Source organism: Pseudomonas sp. GM78 (genome assembly GCF_000282475.1).
In the GTDB taxonomy this organism is placed as follows: Bacteria; Pseudomonadota; Gammaproteobacteria; order Pseudomonadales; family Pseudomonadaceae; genus Aquipseudomonas.
Genome location: NZ_AKJF01000125.1, coordinates 1 through 21,310 on the forward strand (window position 1 = coordinate 1; position 21,310 = coordinate 21,310).

Annotated in this window: 18 protein-coding genes; 4 read left to right on the plus strand and 14 right to left on the minus strand. The window is 60.4% G+C overall.

Annotation, left to right across the window (positions count from 1 at the left end):
* The first annotated feature begins 36 nt into the window (after positions 1-36).
* Positions 37-1,707: a bifunctional protein-serine/threonine kinase/phosphatase gene (locus PMI35_RS11800; RefSeq protein ID WP_008061706.1), complete on the plus strand. Its 1,671-nt coding sequence runs from the start codon at positions 37-39 to the stop codon at positions 1,705-1,707.
* Between the two features lie 51 nt (positions 1,708-1,758).
* Positions 1,759-2,517 carry a uroporphyrinogen-III C-methyltransferase gene (cobA, locus tag PMI35_RS11795; RefSeq protein WP_008061707.1) on the plus strand — a complete coding sequence of 253 codons (759 nt, stop codon included), beginning with the start codon at positions 1,759-1,761 and terminating at the stop codon, positions 2,515-2,517.
* Between the two features lie 180 nt (positions 2,518-2,697).
* Here the strand turns inward: cobA and PMI35_RS11790 are convergent, their stop codons facing one another.
* The 8 genes from PMI35_RS11790 to ppsA form a co-directional block, all read right to left on the minus strand.
* A complete protein-coding gene (locus tag PMI35_RS11790) occupies positions 2,698-3,729 on the minus strand; it encodes an OmpA family protein (protein WP_008061708.1) in 1,032 nt (343 codons plus the stop codon).
* A 107-nt stretch (positions 3,730-3,836) separates the two neighbouring features.
* Entirely contained in the window at positions 3,837-4,427 is a 591-nt protein-coding gene (sigX, locus tag PMI35_RS11785) for an RNA polymerase sigma factor SigX (protein ID WP_075949123.1), read from the minus strand.
* A gap of 90 nt (positions 4,428-4,517) precedes the next feature.
* Positions 4,518-5,342, minus strand: a complete 825-nt coding sequence (locus PMI35_RS11780; RefSeq protein WP_008048604.1) for a mechanosensitive ion channel family protein — start codon at positions 5,340-5,342, stop codon at positions 4,518-4,520.
* Between the two features lie 2 nt (positions 5,343-5,344).
* The gene (locus PMI35_RS11775) at positions 5,345-5,593 is read right to left on the minus strand and encodes a hypothetical protein (RefSeq protein ID WP_008061709.1); all 249 of its coding nucleotides are present in this window, start codon (positions 5,591-5,593) and stop codon (positions 5,345-5,347) included.
* Between the two features lie 63 nt (positions 5,594-5,656).
* Positions 5,657-6,652, minus strand: coding sequence for a zinc transporter ZntB (locus PMI35_RS11770; protein WP_008061710.1), 996 nt, complete (start codon positions 6,650-6,652; stop codon positions 5,657-5,659).
* Positions 6,653-6,686: 34 nt separating this feature from the next.
* A complete protein-coding gene (gene rraA / locus PMI35_RS11765) occupies positions 6,687-7,178 on the minus strand; it encodes a ribonuclease E activity regulator RraA (protein ID WP_008061717.1) in 492 nt (163 codons plus the stop codon).
* A gap of 137 nt (positions 7,179-7,315) precedes the next feature.
* The gene (locus PMI35_RS11760) at positions 7,316-8,305 is read right to left on the minus strand and encodes an alpha/beta fold hydrolase (RefSeq protein ID WP_032831791.1); all 990 of its coding nucleotides are present in this window, start codon (positions 8,303-8,305) and stop codon (positions 7,316-7,318) included.
* A gap of 162 nt (positions 8,306-8,467) precedes the next feature.
* Positions 8,468-10,843 (minus strand): phosphoenolpyruvate synthase, encoded by a 2,376-nt coding sequence (gene ppsA / locus PMI35_RS11755; RefSeq protein WP_008061719.1) that lies wholly within the window; start codon positions 10,841-10,843, stop codon positions 8,468-8,470.
* A gap of 174 nt (positions 10,844-11,017) precedes the next feature.
* Between ppsA and ppsR the strand changes: the two genes are divergently transcribed.
* Entirely contained in the window at positions 11,018-11,836 is an 819-nt protein-coding gene (gene ppsR / locus PMI35_RS11750; protein ID WP_008061720.1) for a posphoenolpyruvate synthetase regulatory kinase/phosphorylase PpsR, read from the plus strand.
* Between the two features lie 114 nt (positions 11,837-11,950).
* Here ppsR and prpD read toward each other — a convergent pair whose 3' ends face one another.
* The 6 genes from prpD to PMI35_RS11720 form a co-directional block, all read right to left on the minus strand.
* Complete coding sequence (gene prpD / locus PMI35_RS11745) at positions 11,951-13,435, minus strand: 2-methylcitrate dehydratase (protein WP_008061721.1); 1,485 nt, start codon at positions 13,433-13,435, stop codon at positions 11,951-11,953.
* A gap of 214 nt (positions 13,436-13,649) precedes the next feature.
* The gene (gene prpF / locus PMI35_RS11740) at positions 13,650-14,840 is read right to left on the minus strand and encodes a 2-methylaconitate cis-trans isomerase PrpF (RefSeq protein WP_008061722.1); all 1,191 of its coding nucleotides are present in this window, start codon (positions 14,838-14,840) and stop codon (positions 13,650-13,652) included.
* A gap of 56 nt (positions 14,841-14,896) precedes the next feature.
* Positions 14,897-17,491 (minus strand): Fe/S-dependent 2-methylisocitrate dehydratase AcnD, encoded by a 2,595-nt coding sequence (gene acnD / locus PMI35_RS11735; RefSeq protein ID WP_008061723.1) that lies wholly within the window; start codon positions 17,489-17,491, stop codon positions 14,897-14,899.
* Positions 17,492-17,695: 204 nt separating this feature from the next.
* A complete protein-coding gene (gene prpC / locus PMI35_RS11730) occupies positions 17,696-18,823 on the minus strand; it encodes a bifunctional 2-methylcitrate synthase/citrate synthase (protein ID WP_008061724.1) in 1,128 nt (375 codons plus the stop codon).
* A gap of 41 nt (positions 18,824-18,864) precedes the next feature.
* Positions 18,865-19,755, minus strand: a complete 891-nt coding sequence (gene prpB / locus PMI35_RS11725) for a methylisocitrate lyase (RefSeq protein ID WP_008061726.1) — start codon at positions 19,753-19,755, stop codon at positions 18,865-18,867.
* Positions 19,752-20,468 carry a GntR family transcriptional regulator gene (locus PMI35_RS11720; RefSeq protein WP_177325082.1) on the minus strand — a complete coding sequence of 239 codons (717 nt, stop codon included), beginning with the start codon at positions 20,466-20,468 and terminating at the stop codon, positions 19,752-19,754. Before PMI35_RS11720 ends, prpB begins: the two co-directional genes overlap by 4 nt.
* Before the next feature lie 302 nt (positions 20,469-20,770).
* Between PMI35_RS11720 and rloA the strand changes: the two genes are divergently transcribed.
* A complete protein-coding gene (rloA, locus tag PMI35_RS11715) occupies positions 20,771-21,307 on the plus strand; it encodes a retropepsin-like aspartic peptidase RloA (RefSeq protein WP_008061741.1) in 537 nt (178 codons plus the stop codon).
* Positions 21,308-21,310: the final 3 nt, after the last annotated feature.

Here is a 21,310-nt window from a genome sequence, read left to right on the forward strand (position 1 = left end):
CCCCCGCCGTAACGGCTGCTCGGGTCTGACGCCGCCATGAGCCTGCAATTGAGTTTCGCGCAAGCCAGCGCCATCGGTCCACGCGATGAGAATCAGGATGCCTTGCGCCTCGTCACGCCGGCCCCGGCGCTGGCAGCCAGCAAAGGCTACCTGTTCGCCATCGCCGATGGCGTCAGCCAGTGTGCCGACGGTGGCCTGGCGGCTCGCTCGACCTTGCAGGCCCTGGCACTGGATTACTACGCCACGCCGGAAACCTGGGGCGTGGCCCAGGCACTGGATCGCCTGCTGCTGGCGCAAAACCGCTGGCTGCAGGCCAACGGCGCAGGCCAACCGTTGCTGACCACCGTCAGCGCCCTGGTGCTGCGTGGCCGGCGTTTTACCCTGGCCCATGTCGGCGATTGCCGGGTGTATCGCTGGCACGCCGAGCAGTTGCAGCGGGTCAGCGAAGATCATGTATGGGACCAACCGGGCATGCAGCATGTGCTCAAGCGTGCACTGGGTCTGGATCAGCACCTGGTGCTGGATTTTCTCGATGGCGAATTGCGCATCGATGAAAGCTTTCTGCTACTCAGTGACGGTGTATGGGCGGTCCTGGGCGACACCGCCATTGCGGCGATCCTGCGTGACCAACCGGACCTGGACAGCGCCGCGCAAACCCTGGTCAACGCCGCGCACCTGGCGGGCAGTCAGGATAACGCCAGCGCACTGCTGGTGCGGGTCGATGCCCTGGGTGAAGCGAACATCGGCGATGCATTGATCCATCTGCAGCAATGGCCGCTGCCCCCGGCACTGAAACCGGGCCAGGTGTTCGAGGGCTGGCAGATTGAAGGGATTCTCGGCCAGAGCCAGCAGTCGTTGCTCTATCGGGTACGCGACAGCCAGCAGCAGCCCTGGCTGCTGAAAACCCTGCCTCCTCGCCTGCATGACGATCATCAGGCCGGGCAAGCGTTGCTGTCCGAAGAGTGGTTCCTCAAGCGCGTGGCCGGGCGGCACTTCCCTGAAGTGCATGCGGCCAGCCAGCGCCAGCATCTGTACTACGTGATGCGTGAGTATTCGGGCTCGACCCTTGCGCAAGTGCATGAACAGATCGGACCCATGCCCCTGGCCCAATGGCGGGACGTGGCTGAACGCCTGCTGCGAGCGGTCGGCATGCTGCATCGACGGCAGATCCTGCATCGCGATATCAAGCCGCAGAACCTGCTGTCGGGGGACGACGGCGAGTTGCGCCTGCTGGATTTCGGCCTCGCCTACTGCCCTGGCCTGTCTGAGGACCAACCCAGCACCCTGCCCGGAACCCCCAGCTATATCGCCCCGGAAGCCTTTCGCGGCGATGCACCGACGGCGCAACAGGACCTGTATGCGGTGGGGGTGACTTTGTATTTTCTGCTCACCGGGCAATTTCCCTACGGTGAAATCGAAGCCTTTCAACGCCCTCGGTTCGGCGTTCCGGTCAGCGCCAGTCGCTACCGCCCCGACCTGCCGGAATGGATTGCGCAAAGCCTGGAACGCGCGGTGGCCGCAGACCCGGCGCAACGCTTTGAAACTGCCGAGGAGTGGTTGCGGCTGCTGGAACAGGGGGAGCGACGCAGTTTAAGCGTACGCCCCAGGCCATTGCTGGAGCGCGAACCGCTGAAGGTTTGGCGGACATTGGCCCTGCTGTCGCTGCTGGCGAACCTGGCGTTGCTGTTCCTGGTGTTCCATGGCTGAGCCTGCATTGCCGTTAAAACCGATCATCGTCATTTCGTGAGGAAAAACACTATGAACGCAAAAGTCTGGCTGGTGGGTGCAGGTCCCGGCGATCCTGAATTGCTGACCCTCAAGGCGGTGCGCGCATTGAAGGAAGCGGACGTGGTGCTGATCGATGACCTGGTCAATGGCGCGATACTCGAACACTGCCCTGAGGCGCGGGTCATTGCGGTGGGCAAACGCGGTGGTTGCCGCTCCACGCCGCAAGCGTTCATCCATCGCCTGATGTTGCGTTACGCCCGGCAGGGCAAATGCGTGGTGCGGCTCAAAGGGGGCGACCCGTGCATTTTCGGGCGCGGTGGCGAAGAGGCCCAGTGGTTGCGCGAGCGCGGGGTGGAGGCCGAGCTGGTCAATGGCATCACTGCCGGGCTCGCCGGCGCCACCCAATGCGATATTCCACTGACCCTGCGCGGTGTGGCGCGCGGCGTGACACTGGTCACCGCCCATACCCAGGACGGCAGCAGCCTGAACTGGCAGGCACTGGCCCAGGGTGGAACGACCCTGGTGATCTACATGGGCGTGGCCAAGCTCAGCGAAATCCGCGAGCAACTGTTGGCCGGAGGGATGGCGGAGGATACGCCGGTGGCGATGATCGAAAACGCTTCACTGCCCCATCAGCGTGAATGCAGGAGCGATCTGACGGCCATGGAGGAAGATGCCTACGCCTTCGAGCTGAAAAGCCCGGCCATATTGGTGATCGGTGCGGTTGCGGCTGGTGAACAGATCAAAGGATCGGAGCTTTTGCAGGATTCTGCGGAAACTGCGGCCTAGGCACACCGCAGGGTTTGGTCCACCTGTAGGAGCCAGGCTTGCCGGCGAACCAGACGCTGCGGTATGCCTGCTGCACCGCGTCATCGTTCTTCGCCGGCAAGCCTGGCTCCTACAGGGGCTCAAATCGCAGGCAAAGAAAAGCCCGGCCTGAGCCGGGCTTTTCTCAAAGCTGCGGGCTAATTACTTAGCTTGAGCTTCAACCTGCGCTTCTACGCGACGGTTTACAGCACGGCCAGCGTCAGTAGCGTTGTCAGCAACTGGGCGGGATTCGCCGTAGCCAACAGACTGAACGCGGGACGATTCAACACCGTACTGGTTGGTCAGAACTTGCTTAACGGCGTTTGCACGACGCTCGGACAGTTTCTGGTTGTAAGCGTCAGGACCGACGGAGTCAGTGTGACCTTCAACAGTGGTGCTGGTGGATGGGTACTGCTTCATGAAGTCAGCCAGGTTCTTGATGTCGCCGTAGCTGTTAGGCTTGACTACCGACTTGTCGAAGTCGAATTTCACGTCCAGCTCAACACGAACAACTTCAGCAACTGCTGGGCAGCCATCAGCGTCAACAGTTACGTTGGCTGGGGTGTCCGGGCACTTGTCAACGTTGTCGCACACGCCATCGTTGTCGCTGTCGGAGCAGACTTCTGGTGCTGGAACTGGAGCAGGAGCTGGCTTGGAGCCGCCACCGAAGTTCACACCGATACCGACGCTAGGAGCCCACTCGGTGTTGCCCTGGTCGATGTTGTACTGAGCTTCAACGCCAGCACGGGCGTAGAAGTTGTCGGTGAAGTACAGCTTGGCGCCGCCACCAACGTTGGCGAAGGTGGAACGGTTACGACCGTTCGAACCGTTCTGGTCGATGCTCTGGTCGGAGAAACCGGCCGAGACGTACGGACGCAGCATGTCGCCCGGGTTGTTGAAGTGGTACAGAGCATCCAGAGCGGTGTCCGCGCCTTTGATGTTCTGGCCAGAGTCGGAACGTACGTTGTGCACTTCGTCGTAAGCCAGACGCAGTTCAACGTCGTCGGTCAGGAAGTAACCAACAGAACCACCGAACAGATTGCCGTCGTTTTTGAAGTTACGGTCGCTGTCATAGTACTCTTTCTTTGCGAAGCCTTCGATTTCAACTGCGCCTTGGCCCTGTGCCAGAGCGCCGATCGAAGTGGCGGCAATAAGAGAACCAATGGCCAAGCCCAAGGTGTTTTTCAGTTTCATCCGTTAAATCCCCATCTGGTGATTGTGAAGCAGTCCCGCAAACCGGGGGACAACTCGGCGGCAAGTCTATCAGAACTTGCCTACACGTAAGAGATATTTGCGCCGAACTAAGTTTCAGCAATGCCTGCAAATTTCTCACGCAATTTATCTAGAGCGCGTTTGTACCGCATTTTTGTGGCGCTCAAGCCCATGTGCATGATGTCTGCGATCTCCTGAAACTCCAGCTCTGCGACAAATCGTAGCACCAGAATTTCGCGGTCAATCGGGTTCACATACACTAACCAGCGATCAAGTCCACCCTTCTCCTCGGGTTTCGGCGCCTTTTCTTCAGACGCTTCCTCGAGGGGGTCAAGACTCAAGGCGTCCATCAAGCGACGCTTTCGCCGTTCCTTCCGATACTGCGTAATGCACTCGTTGTACGTGATGCTATATAGCCATGTCTTGAACTTCGATTTGCCCTCGAAGTTCTTCAGGCCATACAGCACCTTCAACATGACCTCCTGACAGACATCATCAGCGTCGCGATCGTTCCCGAGATACCGTGCACAGACGTTAAATAATGTTCGTTGGTAACGCCGCATCAGTTCTTCATAGGCGCGCGTTACGTGAAACAGCTCGGTATGCGAGCGCGCGACCAACTCCTCATCAGAGAGCTCGCGGGGGTCGTAGCGCATGGATAGCGATTGGGCTTTATTCAAAACAAGTCGTGCCGACAGTCAGGTCAATGTCCGCCGCAGCCAGCATCAGGCGGCATTTTGCGGGGGCATACATTAGCAGGGTTTGCCGGGTTAGCGGCTACTCACATGCTGCTCGAGGAGGATCCGATTGGAAAGAGAGACTAGCTCACCCTCATCGGTCAGCAATGTAGTTTTAACCGTGCCGATCTCTTCGATCTGCCCTTCGACCTCTCCAACTCGCACTTGTTGCCCAACCTGGTACAACTCACGCACATAGATTCCCGCAAGAATCTGACCGGCAATTTCCCGGCTTCCCAACCCCATGGCCAGCGCAACCGCCAGACCAACGGTAATCAATACGATCACGATCACGTGGTTGAGCAGGTCAGTCTTGACCTCCAACTGACTGATCGCGACCGAAATACTGATGATGATCACCAGGCCCTGGGCAATTCTCCCAAGCCCCGAAGCGTAGTCCAGGCCTACGCCTTCTGCCGCTCCGCGCACCAGCCCATTGGCCAATTGCGCGAGCAAGACACCCACCAGCAGCACCAGCGCCGCGCCGAATACTTTCGGCAAATACAACGCAAGCATATCCAGCGTAGCTGAAACTCGCTCAAGTCCAAGGGATTCTGCGGCAGAAACCAGAAAAATCAGCAGAACGAACCAATAGACGATTTTGCCGATCAGCGTGGAGATAGGTACCTGAAGTCCCGCGCGGGACAACAATTTGGTCAAGCCGGTACCGCCCATCAAGCGATCCAGGCCCAATTTTGCGAGCAATTTCGACAGCAGGGTGTCCAGCAGCTTGGCTACGACAAAGCCGAGCAGGAGCACGACCAGTGCGCCAAACAGATTCGGAATGAAGTTCGCAACCTTGGTCCATAACGCAGTCATTGCAGTGACGAGGCTCTGTGTCCAGAGATCAAGTTCCATATTCAATCAGCCTTATCAGCGGTGCGAGCGGTAGGTTTACGAAGACGGGAGACCGGCGCGACATGGGCCGAACTGTTATTGAGGGCGATCATCAGGGCGGGCAACCAGCGGCCCAGCAGGCTGAACAAATCACCGGCGCCAACCTGGCGATTGGCGGTTTTCAGGACACGTCCCAGGCACGCATCGTCGTCCCGGGTGGACGGTGATGCCTTGAGCATGTCGCGCAAAGACTGTTCAAACGGATCGTGCATACGCACCTCTCGTGATGTCTGTGAAAGACGCGGTCAAATTTACCTGGGTCACATGGCGCACATTCAAACCCAGCGCAAACGTCGGAATAACCACCACTGCCCGAGCGCCACCGAGATCATCAGCAGGCAGGCGACGAGGAAGCCATAGGGGCTTTCTGAAAATGGAATGCCCCCGACGTTGATCCCCAAAAGACCGGTCAAAAAACTCATCGGCAAAAAAATCCCGGTGATGATGCCGAAGCGATACATGGTGCGGTTCATGCGCACGCTCAATCGTCGGTCTTCGGTCTCCAGGACCAGCCCCACGCGCTCCCGGGTTAATTCCAGCTCCTCGAGATAGCGGGTCAGGCTGTTGTTCAATTCGTTCCAGTAATCCCCATCGTCCTCGACGAACCAGGGCAATTTGATTCGTGTCAGCTGACCAAAAATGTCCCGCTGCGGAGCGAGAAACCGCTTCAACGCAGCAGCCCGGCGACGGATCTGCAAAACGGCACCGTGCTCGGGAGTATACCGTTCGTCGGAATCCAGCCTTTCCTCTTCCTCATCGACCACTTCCGAGAGGCAACTGACCAGGTCCTGCACCTTGTTGGTGAGGTACTGGGCCATGTAGAGAATGAGTTCGGAGGCGGTTTTCGGCCCCTTGCCTGCCTCCAGTTGCACCAGCAGTTCTTCAGTGGCACGCAACGGACGCAAACGCAGGGAAATCACCCGCTGGGCGGAGCCGAAGATGCGCACCGACACCATGTCTTCTGGCTCGGCCCCCGGATTGAGGTTTACCCCGCGCAAAAATAGCAGCAGCTCGCTGTCGGAAAGCTGTAGAAGACGCGGACGGGTGTTTTCTTCCAGCAGGAGGTCGCAGCTGAACTCACTCAGTCCGCTGGATTTGCGCAGCCAGGTCTGGGTTTGCGGGTGACTGCGATCCCAATGCAGCCACAGGCTTTCGTGGGCCTGCAGCTGCAATTCGTCGAGTTCTGTCCGGGCTATCGAACGCGCACCGCCTTTACCGTCCAGCACCAGGGCATGTACCAGCCCCCATTGCGCGTTTTCTTCCTCGAACATCCGCATTCCATTCTTCAAAAAAATCGGCTGAATCTTACTCAGGCATCTTCAGTGGGCTCGGCGAGACGATCACGCCGTTGTTGTCCGCATAAATGTAATGGCCGGGATGAAAGGTCACGCCGGCGAAGGTCACGGCAACATTCAGGTCGCCGATACCGCGCTTGTCGGTTTTCATCGGGTGGCTGGCCAATGCCTGGACCCCCAGGTCGGTTTGCGCGATGACGTCGACGTCACGGATGCAACCGTAGATCACCAGCCCTTCCCAGCCGTTTTTTGCGGCTTTCTCGGCGATCATATCGCCCAGCAACGCCCGGCGCAGGGAGCCTCCACCATCGACTACCAACACTTTGCCATTACCCTTGAGCTCGGCTTGCTCCTTGACCAGCGAGTTGTCTTCGAAGCACTTGATGGTCACGATCTCGCCGCCGAAGGAGTCCCGGCCACCGAAATTGCTGAACATCGGTTCCAGCACCTGCACCAGTTCAGGGTAGGCGTCGCACAGGTCAGGGGTGAGGTAATGGTTCATCGAGAAACTCCTGTAAAGAGGAAGAAAGCACGAACATCACTACTGATTCAGTCACGGAAAATGACCAGAACAGCTCAATGCGTCATATCTTAGCCGCAACCCGACCAGAGCGAAATGCCCTTGATAGAGCGTCCAGCTTAGATCGCCGCGGCCAAATCCGCTTGATCACCGAGCAACGGCGTCTGCTGATCCACCAGCCAGCGAGCGACCAACGGCCAGACTTCAGCCTGGGCAGCTTTGCTTACCAACATTTCCACATGACCGAAATTATCGGCAAAACCCTGCTCGCGTCCCAGGTTGATGAATTGCTTGTGCTCGGAACCCAGCTGGTCGAACAACTTGCGACAAGCCCAGGCCGGGTCCTGATGATCGCCCGCGGCGCTCACCGCCAGCACTGGCATCCTGACCTCGGCCAGGCCCGCCCACCAGTCCTTGTCGGCATCGCCAAAGCGCCCGAACAGACCGTACCAGCGCATGCTTTCCAGGGCCAGGCCAATCGGCTCGTCCTCCGGGCCACGCTTGAGCCGTGAACCGGACAGCTGGGCAAAGCGCTTGAGGATGAAACGACCACTCCATTCCACCGGTGGAATCTTCAGCGGCCAGTAGGTGCGGCTGACTTGCGTGCCAAAGAACGCCGCGGACGCGACCACGGGCTCGCCAATGTGTTGGCCGCCCAACGCCGCCGCCAGGGTGATACCGCCCAGCGAATGGCCGATCCAGTGCGGGACCTGGCCGCTTTGCTCGCGCACGAACGCGCCAATGGCGGGCAGATCGTAACGCGCGTAGTCGGCAACACGGTTCTTGCGATAGTTCTGGTTGCGCCGGGACAGGCCGTGACCGCGCATTTCCGCGATCCAGACATCGAATCCCAGGCGCGTCAGATAGGCTCCCAGGCCCAACCCCTTGGGGGAGAACCAGAAACGCCGATTGGAAAAACTGCCGTGCAACAGGATCACCGGCACGCCACGGGAGGCCGATTCATCAGCCATGCCAAGGCGCGTCACCGCCAATTCTACGGTGCCGTCGGGGCTGTTACCGGGTTTCAACCGGTAGACATCTTCGCTCAGATCACCGCGCCGCTCGGCGCTGATCAGGGCGACAGGAAACAGGTTGCTGCTGCTTTGCATAATCTCTTGCACAAAAAAGGGCGGCATCCGAAGGAGCCCGCCCTGCTTGAATCTCCAAGAACAGCCTACCCCTTGTAGGAGCACAGCTTGCTGGCGATGGCGATCTTGAAAACGCCATCGCGGGCAAGCCTCGCTCCTACAGGGAGTGAGCCGTTCACACCATCAAGCTTGCGCTTGACCTTCCGCCAGGAAGAACCAGGTTTCCAGTACGGAATCGGGGTTCAACGAAACGCTTTCGATGCCCTGCTCCATCAGCCACTTGGCCAGGTCCGGGTGGTCCGAAGGGCCCTGACCGCAAATACCGATGTACTTGCCAGCCTTGTTGCAGGCGGCAATGGCGTTGGCCAGCAGCTTCTTGACCGCAGGATTTCGCTCGTCGAACAGGTGCGCGATGATCCCGGAGTCACGGTCCAGGCCCAGGGTGAGCTGGGTCAGGTCGTTGGAGCCGATGGAGAAACCATCGAAGAATTCGAGGAATTCTTCAGCCAGGATCGCGTTGGACGGCAGTTCGCACATCATGATGACGCGCAGGCCGTTGTCGCCACGGGCCAGGCCGTTTTCGGCCAGCAGGTCCACTACCTGGCTCGCTTCGCCCAGGGTACGGACGAACGGCACCATGATTTCGACGTTGGTCAGGCCCATCTCGTTGCGCACGCGCTTCAGAGCACGGCACTCGAGCTCGAAGCAGTCGCGGAACGACTCGCTGATGTAACGCGAGGCGCCACGGAAGCCCAGCATCGGGTTCTCTTCTTCCGGCTCGTAGAGCTTGCCGCCGATCAGGTTGGCGTATTCGTTGGACTTGAAGTCCGACAGGCGCACGATGACCTTTTTCGGATAGAACGCGGCCGCCAGGGTGCTGATGCCTTCGACCAGTTTCTCGACGTAGAAGCCGACCGGGTCGTTGTAGCCGGCAATGCGCTTGTCGACGCTTTCCTTGATGTCCTGCGGCAGGCCGTCGTAGTTCAACAGCGCTTTAGGGTGCACGCCGATCATGCGGTTGATGATGAACTCCAGGCGGGCCAGGCCCACACCGGCGTTCGGCAGCTGCGCGAAGTCGAAGGCGCGGTCCGGGTTGCCGACGTTCATCATGATCTTGAACGGCAGATCAGGCATGGCGTCCACGGAGTTCTTCTTGATGTCGAAGCCCAGTTCGCCTTCGAAGATGAAACCGGTGTCGCCTTCAGCGCAGGAAACAGTCACGCCCTGGCCGTCTTTCAACAGCTGGGTGGCATTGCCGCAACCGACCACGGCCGGGATGCCCAGCTCACGGGCGATGATCGCCGCGTGGCAGGTACGGCCGCCACGGTTGGTGACGATGGCGCTGGCGCGCTTCATGACCGGTTCCCAGTCCGGGTCGGTCATGTCGGAGACCAGTACGTCGCCTGGCTGAACCTTGTCCATCTCGGACACGTCCTTGATGATGCGCACCTTGCCGGCGCCGATGCGCTGGCCAATGGCACGACCTTCGACCAGCACGGTGCCGGTTTCCTTCAACAGGTAACGTTCCATGACGTTGGCCTGGGTGCGGCTCTTCACGGTTTCCGGACGGGCCTGCACGATGTACAGCTTGCCGTCATCACCGTCCTTGGCCCACTCGATGTCCATCGGGCACTGGTAGTGCTTCTCGATGATCATCGCCTGCTTGGCCAGCTCGCTGACTTCGGCGTCGGTCAGGCAGAAACGCGCACGTTCGGCCTTGTCGACATCGACGGTCTTGACCGAACGACCGGCCTTGGCCTCGTCGCCGTAGATCATCTTGATGGCCTTGCTGCCCAGGTTGCGGCGCAGGATCGCCGGGCGACCGGCGGCCAGCGTGCCTTTGTGGACGTAGAATTCATCCGGGTTCACCGCGCCTTGTACGACGGTTTCACCCAGGCCGTAGGCGCCGGTGATGAACACCACGTCACGGAAGCCCGATTCGGTATCGAGGGTGAACATCACGCCAGCGGTGCCGGTTTCGGAGCGGACCATGCGCTGTACGCCGGCCGACAGGGCTACCAACTTGTGGTCGAAGCCCTGGTGCACGCGATAGGAAATCGCGCGATCGTTGAAAAGGGAGGCAAACACTTCCTTGGCGGCGCGAATGACGTTTTCGACACCACGGATGTTCAGGAAGGTTTCCTGCTGACCGGCGAAGGACGCATCAGGCAAGTCTTCGGCGGTAGCGGAAGAACGCACGGCCACGGCCACGTCGGGGTTACCGGCGGACAGCGCGGCGAACGCGGTGCGGATCTCGGTGTTCAGTTTTTCCGGGAACTCGGCTTCCATGATCCATTGGCGGATCTGGGCGCCGGTCTTGGCCAGGGCATTCACGTCGTCGACGTCCAGGGCATCCAGGGCGTCATGAATCTGCTGGTTCAGGCCGCTCAGTTCCAGGAAATCACGATATGCCTGAGCGGTCGTGGCGAAGCCACCGGGTACCGATACACCGGCACCCGCAAGATTGCTGATCATCTCGCCCAGGGATGCGTTCTTGCCCCCCACATGCTCAACATCGTGTTTGCCGAGCTTATCGAGGGAAACTACGTACTCTACCAAGGTGATCTCTCCACTAACTGTGTTGGAAAAGCTCAGAAGCCGGCTGCTCGGGGGAGCGTTTGCCAGCTGTATGGCCTGGACCTGGAAAATAAGTGAGAATGCGGGCCATTGGCGGCCGGCAAATCGCGCCTATCATATCCAAGAATCGTCACTAGCTTAAGGCCCAAGGTGCAAATGAAACGATCTGCTTTCTTTATCTCCGATGGCACCGGCATTACCGCCGAAACCCTCGGCCAAAGCCTTTTGGCGCAGTTCGAAAACATTACCTTCAGCAAATTCACGCGGCCGTACATCGACAGCGTGGATAAAGCGCGGGCCATGGTACAACAAATCAACAAAGCCGCCGAAACCGACGGCTTCCGTCCGATTATCTTCGATACCATCGTCAATCAGGACATTCGTGAGATCCTCGCGACTTCCAATGGTTTCATGATCGACATTTTCTCGACCTTCCTGGCGCCACTTGAACAGGAACTGACCGAGCATTCCTCCTATACCGTGGGCAAATCCCACTCCATCGGTGCCAACACCAATTACATGGAGCGTATCGAGGCGGTGAACTTCGCCCTCGACAACGACGACGGTGCCCGCACGCATTATTACGACAAGGCCGACCTGATCCTGGTGGGCGTATCGCGCTGCGGCAAGACCCCGACCTGCCTGTACATGGCCATGCAATTCGGCATCCGCGCGGCCAACTACCCGCTGACCGAAGACGACATGGAGCGCCTGCAACTGCCCAGCGCCCTGCGCGCCCACCAGCACAAGCTGTTCGGCCTGACCATCGACCCGGACCGTCTCACCGCGATCCGCAACGAGCGCAAGCCCAACAGCCGCTATTCGAGCTACGCCCAGTGCGAATTCGAAGTGCGCGAGGTGGAAAACCTGTTCCGCCGCGAGAACATTCCGAATATCAACTCCACGCATTTTTCGGTGGAAGAGATTTCCGCGAAAATCCTGGTGGAGAAAGGTGTGGAGCGGCGCTTCAAATAAATCTCTATCGCCTGTTCCGGCCTCATCGCCAGCAGGCTGGCACAGTTGATTTGTGCTCACCGCATATCCCCTGTGGGAGCCAGCCTGCTGGCGATTGAACGATAACGCGGTCTCCTAGATAACAAACATATCCACAAACCGGTTCACGGGCGTTGCCTCAAGCCGCGCCTGATCCTTGCACAACGCAAAAATCTCCTCGCTACGCTGCCCGGTAAATCGTGTCAGCAGGTTCGCCCTGAACTTCTCCTCCAACAACGGAATGCCCTCGGGACGGCGCCGACGGTGACCAATCGGGTACTCCACAATTGCGTTCCCGGTGCTGGTACCGTCCTTGAAAATCACCTCGATTGCATTGGCGATCGAGCGCTTGTCGGCTTCCAGGTATTCACGGGTGTAATCCGGGTTTTCGACGATGACCATCTTGTCGCGCAGCACATCGATGATCGGATGCGCCTTGTGAAAATCATCTTCGTAGTGCTCGGCTACCAGATTGCCGAAGGCCAGTGGCACCGCCGTCATGTACTGGATGCAATGATCGCGGTCGGCGGCATTGGCCAGCGGGCCGACCTTGGAAATGATACGGATCGCCGATTGATGGGTGGTGATGACGATCCTGTCGATTTCGTGCAGGCGATTGCGCACTTGCGGGTGCAGGGTCACCGCGGCTTCACAGGCGGTTTGCGCGTGGAATTCGGCGGGAAAACTGATCTTGAACAGCACGTTTTCCATCACATAACTGCCGTATGGCCGCGAGAAGCTGAACTGGCGCCTGTCTTGCGGCTTGAGCGCCAGGTCGTTGTTGGTGTGGCTGAACAGCACATCGTAAAAGCCCCACTGTTTGGCACTCAACACACCGGGAATGCCCATCTCGCCGCGCATGGCGATGTCCGCCAGGCGCACACCACGACTGGAGGCGTCGCCCGCCGCCCAGGACTTTCGCGACCCGGCATTCGGCGCATGGCGGTAGGTGCGCAATGCCTGGCCATCGGCAAAAGCGTGGGACAACGCCGAGAGCATCTGCTCACGATTGGCGCCCATGAGCTTGGCGGTGACCGCGGTGGAGGCGACTTTCACCAGGATGACGTGATCGAGGCCGACGCGGTTGAACGAGTTTTCCAGCGCGATCACGCCCTGAATCTCATGGGCCATGATCATCGCTTCGAGCACCGTACGAACGGTCAGCGGCGCCTCGCCATTGGCCAGGCGCTTTTGCGACAGGTGGTCAGCCACCGCCAGAATGCCGCCAAGGTTATCCGACGGATGGCCCCACTCGGCGGCGAGCCAGGTGTCGTTGTAGTCGAGCCAGCGCACGATGCAGCCGATGTCCCACGCGGCCTTGACCGGATCGAGTCGATAACTGGTGCCGGGGACCCGGGCGCCGAATGGCACGACGGTGCCTTCGACCACAGGCCCCAGGTGCTTGGTACATTCGGGAAAACGCAGGGCCAGCAGGCCGCAGCCCAAGGTATCGATCAGGCAATTGCGCGCGGTATTTAGCGCCTCTTCGGATTCGATCCTGTAGTTGAGGACGTAGTCGGCAATGTCCTGCAGGACCTGGTCGTAGTCGGGGCGGTTGTTGAGGTCGACGTTGGCGCTCATGTTCGATTCACTCGGCAAGTGGTTCGTTGATGGGACCTCGGTACAGGGATCGATCTCGGTTGCTGACAAGATTCTTATTGTTGAAATGCAGTCCACTGTGGGAGCGGGCTTGCCCGCGATGGCGGTACATCAGCCAACTTAAATGTTGAATGTGAAGGCCTCATCGCGGGCAAGCCCGCTCCCACAGGGATTTGTGGTGATGTCTGAATTTACGTTAGAACGAATCACCCGGCACGCGGACGAAACCTTCCATCAACACCCGTGCACTGCGGCTCATGATGGCTTTGTTCACGGTCCATTCGCCGTTCACCAGGCTGGCCTCGGCGCCGACGCGCAAAGTGCCCGATGGATGACCAAAGCGCACCGCGTTACGTTCCACACCGCCGGCCGCGAGGTTGACCAACGTGCCGGAAATCGCTGCCGCGGTGCCGATGGCCACTGCCGCCGTGCCCATCATCGCGTGGTGCAGCTTGCCCATGGACAGCGCGCGCACCAGCAGGTCGACATCGCCCGCCGCCACCGCTTTGCCGCTGGACGACACGTAATCCGCCGGTTTGGCGACGAACGCCACCTTCGGCGTGTGCTGTCGCTTGGCCGCTTCGTCGATGTTGGAAATCAGGCCCATGCGCAGTGCGCCGTAGGCACGGATGGTTTCGAACATCAGCAGTGCTTTCGGATCGCCGTTGATCGCGCCTTGCAGCTCGGTGCCCTTGTAGCCGATATCTTCGGCATTGACGAAGATGGTCGGGATGCCGGCGTTGATCATGGTTGCCTTGAAGGTCCCGACGCCGGGCACTTCCAGGTCATCCACGAGGTTGCCGGTAGGGAACATCGAACCGCCACCGCCCTCTTCTTCCGCTGCCGGATCGAGAAATTCGACCTGCACTTCCGCCGCCGGGAAGGTCACGCCGTCGAGTTCGAAATCACCGGTTTCCTGCACTTCGCCGTTGGTGATCGGCACGTGGGCGATGATGGTCTTGCCGATGTTGGCCTGCCATACGCGCACCACGGCAATGCCGTTGTGCGGAATGCGGCTGGCGTCCACCAGGCCGTTGCTGATGGCGAAAGAGCCAACCGCCGCGGTCAGGTTGCCGCAGTTGCCGCTCCAGTCGACGAATGGCTTGTCGATCGACACCTGGCCGAACAGGTAATCGACGTCGTGATCGGCCTTGGTGCTTTTCGACAGGATCACGGTTTTGCTGGTGCTGGACGTCGCGCCGCCCATGCCGTCGATTTGCTTGTCGTAGGGGTCGGGGCTACCGATCACGCGCAGCAACAGGGCGTCGCGGGCCGGGCCTGGTACCTGCGCTACTTCTGGCAGGTCTTTCAGGCTGAAGAACACGCCTTTACTGGTGCCGCCGCGCATGTAGGTAGCGGGGATCTTGATTTGCGGTGCGTGAGACATGAGTGCTCCTTCAAAAACAGGCACGGGACCCGAAGTCCCGTGCCTGCAAGCCTGTGTTAAACGGCAACCGCCGATTCTTCGAGGAAGTCCTGGGCGAAGCGTTGCAGCACGCCACCGGCCTCGTAGATCGACACTTCTTCAGCGGTGTCGAGGCGGCAGGTCACCGGCACATCGACGCGTTCGCCGTTCTTGCGATGGATCACCAGCGTCAGCTCGGCACGCGGGGTGCGATCGCCGATCACGTCGTAGGTTTCGCTGCCGTCGATGGCCAGGGTGTGACGGTTGGTGCCCGGCTTGAACTCCAGCGGCAACACACCCATGCCCACCAGGTTGGTGCGGTGAATGCGCTCGAACCCTTCGGCGGCGATCGCTTCCACACCCGCCAGGCGCACGCCTTTGGCTGCCCAGTCGCGGGACGAACCCTGACCGTAGTCGGCGCCGGCGATGATGATCAGCGGCTGCTTGCGATCCATGTAGGTCTCGATGGCTTCCCACATGCGCATCACTTTGCCTTCCGGCTCGACACGGGCCAGGGAGCCCTGCTTGACCTTGCCGTTTTCCACAACCATTTCGTTGAACAGTTTCGGGTTGGCGAAGGTTGCACGCTGCGCAGTCAAATGGTCGCCCCTATGAGTCGCGTAGGAGTTGAAGTCCTCTTCCGGCAGGCCCATTTTCGCCAAGTACTCACCCGCCGCACTATCAAGCATGATCGCGTTGGATGGCGACAGGTGATCGGTGGTGATGTTGTCCGGCAGCACCGCCAGCGGGCGCATGCCCTTGAGCGGACGCGCGCCAGCCAGTGCGCCTTCCCAGTACGGCGGACGGCGGATGTAGGTGCTCATTTCGCGCCAGTCGTAAAGCGGCGCGACTTTCGGGCCGGTGTCTTCGTGGATGGCGAACATCGGGATGTAGACCTGGCGGAACTGCTCCGGCTTCACCGAGGCTTTCACCACGGCGTCGATTTCTTCGTCGCTCGGCCAGATGTCTTTCAGGCGGATTTCCTTGCCGTCGACCACGCCCAGCACGTCTTTTTCGATGTCGAAGCGGATGGTGCCGGCGATGGCGTAAGCGACCACCAGTGGCGGCGAGGCCAGGAACGCTTGCTTGGCGTATGGGTGAATCCGCCCGTCGAAGTTGCGGTTGCCGGACAACACAGCGGTGGCGTACAGGTCACGGTCGATGATCTCTTGCTGGATCACCGGGTCCAGTGCACCGGACATGCCGTTGCAGGTGGTGCAGGCAAAGGCCACGACGCCGAAACCGAGTTGCTCCAGCTCATCCGTCAGGCCGGCTTCGTCGAGGTACAGGGCCACGGTTTTCGAGCCCGGCGCCAGGGACGACTTGACCCACGGCTTGCGGGTCAGGCCCAGCTTGTTGGCGTTGCGCGCCAGCAGGCCGGCGGCAATCACGTTGCGCGGGTTGCTGGTGTTGGTGCAGCTGGTGATGGCGGCGATGATCACAGCGCCGTCCGGCATTTGGCCTGGCACGTCTTCCCACTGGCCGGAGATGCCTTTGGCGGCCAGATCCGACACTGCCACACGGGCGTGCGGGTTGCTCGGGCCGGCCATGTTGCGCACCACCGAAGACAGGTCGAAGGTCAGGCCGCGCTCGTACTGCGCGCCCTTCAGGCTGTCGGCCCACAGGCCCGTGGTCTTGGCATAGTTCTCGACCAACTGCACCTGCTCGTCTTCACGGCCGGTGAGCTTGAGGTAGTCGATGGTTTGCTGGTCGATGTAGAACATCGCCGCGGTGGCGCCGTATTCCGGGGCCATGTTGGAGATGGTCGCGCGGTCGCCCAGGGTCAGGGCCGCGGCGCCTTCGCCGAAGAATTCCAGCCAGGCACCGACGACTTTTTGCTTGCGCAGGAACTCGGTCAGCGCCAGCACCATGTCGGTGGCGGTGATGCCCGGTTGCAGCTTGCCGGTGAGCTCGACGCCGACGCTTTCCGGCAGGCGCATCCACGATGCGCGGCCAAGCATCACGCTTTCGGCTTCCAGGCCACCGACACCGATGGCGATCACGCCCAGCGCATCGACGTGCGGGGTGTGGCTGTCGGTGCCGACGCAGGTGTCAGGGAACGCCACGCCGTCGCGCACCTGGATCACCGGAGACATTTTCTCCAGGTTGATCTGGTGCATGATGCCGTTGCCCGGCGGGATCACGTCGACGTTCTTGAACGCCTTCTTGGTCCAGTTGATGAAGTGGAAACGGTCTTCGTTGCGACGGTCTTCGATGGCGCGGTTCTTCTCGAACGCCTCCGGATCGAAGCCACCGCGCTCGACGGCCAGGGAGTGGTCGACGATCAGTTGCGTCGGCACCACCGGGTTGACTTGCGCCGGGTCGCCGCCCTGTTGGGCGATGGCGTCACGCAGGCCGGCGAGGTCCACCAGCGCGGTCTGGCCAAGAATGTCGTGGCACACCACACGGGCCGGGAACCACGGGAAGTCGAGGTCGCGCTTGCGCTCGATGAATTGCTTCAGGGATTCGGTCAGCGTGGCCGGGTCACAGCGACGCACCAGGTTTTCCGCCAGCACGCGGGAGGTGTACGGCAGGGTGTCATAGGCGCCGGGCTGGATGGCCTCGACCGCCGCGCGGACGTCGAAGTAATCCAGGTGGCTGCCGGGCAGCGGTTTACGGAATTCTGTGTTCATCGGTCAGGACTCGGTCACGGTAGTTTCAAAGGGTGGGGCCTGGCTAAGAGTTTGAATTGCACACTATCCACTGTGGGAGCGGGCTTGCCCGCGATGACTGAGTCACAGCCGACATAGTTGTCGACTGACCCACCGCTATCGCGGGCAAGCCCGCTCCCACAGGGATCTGCGTTGAATTCAGACCCCGGCTTCAGCCACCACCATTCAGCGTTGTTCGATTGGCACGAACTTGCGCTGTTCGACGCCGGTGTACTCGGCGCTCGGGCGGATGATGCGGTTGTTGGCGCGCTGTTCGTACACGTGGGCCGCCCAGCCGGTCAGGCGCGAGCAGACGAAGATCGGTGTGAACAACTTGGTCGGGATGCCCATGAAGTGGTACGCCGAGGCATGGTAGAAGTCGGCGTTCGGGAACAGCTTCTTTTGCTCCCACATGGTCTTGTCGATGGCTTCGGAGACCGGGAACAGCACCTTGTCACCCACTTCGTCGGCGAGTTTTTTCGACCAGCCCTTGATCACCTCGTTGCGCGGATCGCTGTCCTTATAGATCGCGTGGCCGAAGCCCATGATCTTGTCCTTGCGCTCGAGCATGCCGAGGGTGCCCTTGATCGCGTCTTCCGGCGAGCTGAAGCGTTCGATCATTTCCATCGCCGCTTCGTTGGCGCCACCGTGCAGTGGACCGCGCAGCGAGCCGATGGCCGCGGTGATGCAGGAGAACAGGTCGGACAGGGTCGAGGCACACACGCGCGCGGTGAAGGTCGAGGCGTTGAATTCGTGTTCCGCGTAGAGGATCAGCGAAACGTTCATCACCTTGACGTGCAACTCGCTTGGCTTCTTGCCGTGCAGCAGGTGCAGGAAGTGGCCACCGATGGACTGCTCGTCGCTCACGCAATCGATACGCTTGCCTTCGTGGCTGAAGCGATACCAGTAGGTCATGATCGCTGGGAACGCGGCCAGCAGGCGATCGGTCTTGTCGTGTTGTTCGGAGAAATCGTTCTCCGGCTCCAGGTTGCCCAGGAACGAGCAGCCGGTGCGCATCACGTCCATCGGGTGGGCGTCGGCGGGGATGCGTTCCAGCACTTCCTTGAGCGCTTGCGGCAGGTCGCGCAGCTTGCTCAATTTGCTGATGTAAGCGGCCAGTTGTGCCTTGGTCGGCAGTTCGCCGTACAGCAGCAGGTAAGCGACTTCTTCGAATTGTGCGTCAGCCGCCAGTTCGCGGACGTCGTAGCCGCGATAGGTCAGGCCTGCGCCCGACTGGCCCACGGTGGACAGTGCGGTTTGCCCGGCAACCTGGCCACGGAGCCCGGCGCCACTGAGTACTTTTGCTTCGGCCATTTCTGCCTCCAATTTTTAATTTTGTTAGGGAGTTATCCGACTTACTTCTTCGCCGCAAACAACGCATCGAGCTTCTGCTCGAAGGTGTGGTAGTCGATGCGATCGTAAAGTTCCATGCGGGTCTGCATGGTGTCGATGACGTTCTGTTGCGTGCCGTCGCGGCGGATCGCGGTGTAGACATTTTCCGCGGCCTTGTTCATGGCGCGGAAGGCCGACAGCGGGTACAGCACCAGGGACACGTCGGCAGCGGCGAGTTGCTCGGTGGTGTACAGCGGTGTTGCGCCGAATTCGGTGATGTTGGCCAGGATCGGCGCTTTCACACGGCTGGCGAACAGTTTGTACATCTCAAGTTCGGTGATGGCTTCCGGGAACACCATGTCGGCGCCGGCCTCGATGCACGCGGCGGCGCGATCCAGTGCCGATTCCAGGCCTTCCACCGCCAGGGCGTCGGTACGGGCCATGATCACGAAGCTGTCATCGGTACGGGCATCGACCGCCGCCTTGATGCGATCGACCATTTCCTGCTGGGTCACGATTTCCTTGTTAGGACGGTGACCGCAACGCTTGGCACCGACCTGGTCTTCGATGTGAATCGCCGCCGCGCCAAACTTGATCATCGACTTGACGGTACGGGCGACGTTGAACGCCGAGGAGCCGAAACCGGTGTCCACGTCCACCAGCAGCGGCAGGTCGCAGACGTCGGTGATGCGGCGCACGTCGGTCAGCACGTCATCCAGGCCGGTGATGCCCAGGTCCGGTACGCCGAGGGAGCCTGCAGCCACCCCGCCACCGGACAGGTAGATCGCCTTGAAACCGGCGCGCTTGGCCAGCAGTGCGTGGTTGGCGTTGATCGCGCCGACCACTTGCAATGGATGCTCGCTGGCGACCGCATCGCGGAAACGCTGGCCTGGTGTGCTCTTGTTCAAACTCATGACTCACCTCGTTTGGCTGTCGGGTTAGCGCCGTCCTGGTAATGACGGGCGATATTGCGTTTGGAGGCGCCGATGTGACGGCGCATCAACAACTCGGCCAGTTCACCGTCACGGTCGGCGATGGCATCGAGAATTCGGTGGTGTTCGGCAAAGGCCTGGTGCGGGCGATTGGGCGTGGTGGAAAACTGGATGCGGTACATGCGCACCAGTTGATAAAGCTCGCCGCAGAGCATTTGCGTCAGGGTGCGGTTACCGCTGCCCTGGATAATCCGGTAGTGGAAGTCGAAATCGCCTTCCTGCTGGTAGTAGCCACGGCCGGCCTGGAAGGCTTCGTCGCGTTCGTGGGTTTCAAGGACCCGGCGCAGTTCGTCGATTTCCTCGACGCTCATGCGCTCGGCGGCCAGGCGACAGGCCATGCCTTCGAGGGATTCGCGGATTTCGTAGAGCTCCAGCAGCTCGGCATGGTTGAGCGATACCACCCGCGCACCGACGTGCGGCACGCGCACCAGCAGGCGCTGGCCTTCCAGGCGGTGGATGGCTTCGCGCAACGGGCCACGGCTGATGCCATAGGTACGGGCCAGCTCCGGCTCGGAGATTTTGCTGCCCGGGGCGATCTCACCCTTGACGATGGCCGCCTGAATGCGCCGGAAGACGTTTTCGGAAAGCGTTTCCGAGTCGTCCTGGGCGGTAAGCGGGGGAGCCAGTTGATCCAGCATATTGTCGACACCTTGAAAGCTAGTGCGGCAAAAACTAACCAAAACTGCCGCCGCCGTCAAAGGATAATTAGATATTGTCGACAATCGTCTAATAACCGCCCGCACCATAACCAAGCAAAGCCCTATGCCCATCGCCGCCCGGCAGCGCTGGCACCATCAACCTGCCGTGCTAGAATGCCGCCCGCATTTGTTTGTCACATCTGCACTGTCTGTCATAAATAGCTGATAGGCATACGAGGAGCTTGCGCAGCGATGCCAGGGTCTTGAATCAAAGAACAGACCGCTGCGCACCAGGATTTATGAGACTCAAGCCCTTCCCGATCTTCCTTTTTCTTCTTTGCCTGCCCGGCTTTGCCGCCGCAGGGGAAAAGACCGTGTACGGCCTCAATGAATACGCATCGCTGGGCGGCATCGACCTCGAAGTGGCCGCCAAACTTGATACCGGGGCGAAAACCGCTTCGCTGAGTGCCCGCGACATCAAGCGTTTCAAACGCAATGGCGAGTCCTGGGTGCGCTTCTACCTGGCCATCGACGCCGCCCATTCGCACCCGATCGAACGACCGCTGGCCCGCGTCAGCAAGATCAAGCGCCGGGCCGGTGACTACGATCCGGAAGAGGGCAAGAAGTACACCGCCCGTCCGGTGATCGAGCTGGATATCTGCATGGGCTCAGCTTTACGCAGCATCGAAGTGAACCTGACCGACCGTAGTGCGTTCCAATACCCGCTCCTGATCGGCTCCGAAGCACTAAAACGCTTCGATGCGCTGGTCGACCCCAGTCTTAAATACGCTGCCGGCAAACCCGCCTGCGCCGCCGACGCTCATACCGCCGAGTAATTT

Coding starts and splice junctions, on each gene's coding strand:
- PMI35_RS11770 (WP_008061710.1), bottom strand. CDS start 6,652: ATGTTCGAGGAAGAAAACGCGCAATGGGGGCTGGTACATGCCCTGGTG.
- PMI35_RS11780 (WP_008048604.1), bottom strand. CDS start 5,342: ATGGAACTTGATCTCTGGACACAGAGCCTCGTCACTGCAATGACTGCG.
- ppsR (WP_008061720.1), top strand. CDS start 11,018: ATGAAACGATCTGCTTTCTTTATCTCCGATGGCACCGGCATTACCGCC.
- prpD (WP_008061721.1), bottom strand. CDS start 13,435: ATGAGCGCCAACGTCGACCTCAACAACCGCCCCGACTACGACCAGGTC.
- rraA (WP_008061717.1), bottom strand. CDS start 7,178: ATGAACCATTACCTCACCCCTGACCTGTGCGACGCCTACCCTGAACTG.
- PMI35_RS11775 (WP_008061709.1), bottom strand. CDS start 5,593: ATGCACGATCCGTTTGAACAGTCTTTGCGCGACATGCTCAAGGCATCA.
- prpC (WP_008061724.1), bottom strand. CDS start 18,823: ATGGCCGAAGCAAAAGTACTCAGTGGCGCCGGGCTCCGTGGCCAGGTT.
- cobA (WP_008061707.1), top strand. CDS start 1,759: ATGAACGCAAAAGTCTGGCTGGTGGGTGCAGGTCCCGGCGATCCTGAA.
- acnD (WP_008061723.1), bottom strand. CDS start 17,491: ATGAACACAGAATTCCGTAAACCGCTGCCCGGCAGCCACCTGGATTAC.
- prpB (WP_008061726.1), bottom strand. CDS start 19,755: ATGAGTTTGAACAAGAGCACACCAGGCCAGCGTTTCCGCGATGCGGTC.
- PMI35_RS11800 (WP_008061706.1), top strand. CDS start 37: ATGAGCCTGCAATTGAGTTTCGCGCAAGCCAGCGCCATCGGTCCACGC.
- PMI35_RS11760 (WP_032831791.1), bottom strand. CDS start 8,305: ATGCAAAGCAGCAGCAACCTGTTTCCTGTCGCCCTGATCAGCGCCGAG.
- PMI35_RS11790 (WP_008061708.1), bottom strand. CDS start 3,729: ATGAAACTGAAAAACACCTTGGGCTTGGCCATTGGTTCTCTTATTGCC.
- prpF (WP_008061722.1), bottom strand. CDS start 14,840: ATGTCTCACGCACCGCAAATCAAGATCCCCGCTACCTACATGCGCGGC.
- rloA (WP_008061741.1), top strand. CDS start 20,771: ATGAGACTCAAGCCCTTCCCGATCTTCCTTTTTCTTCTTTGCCTGCCC.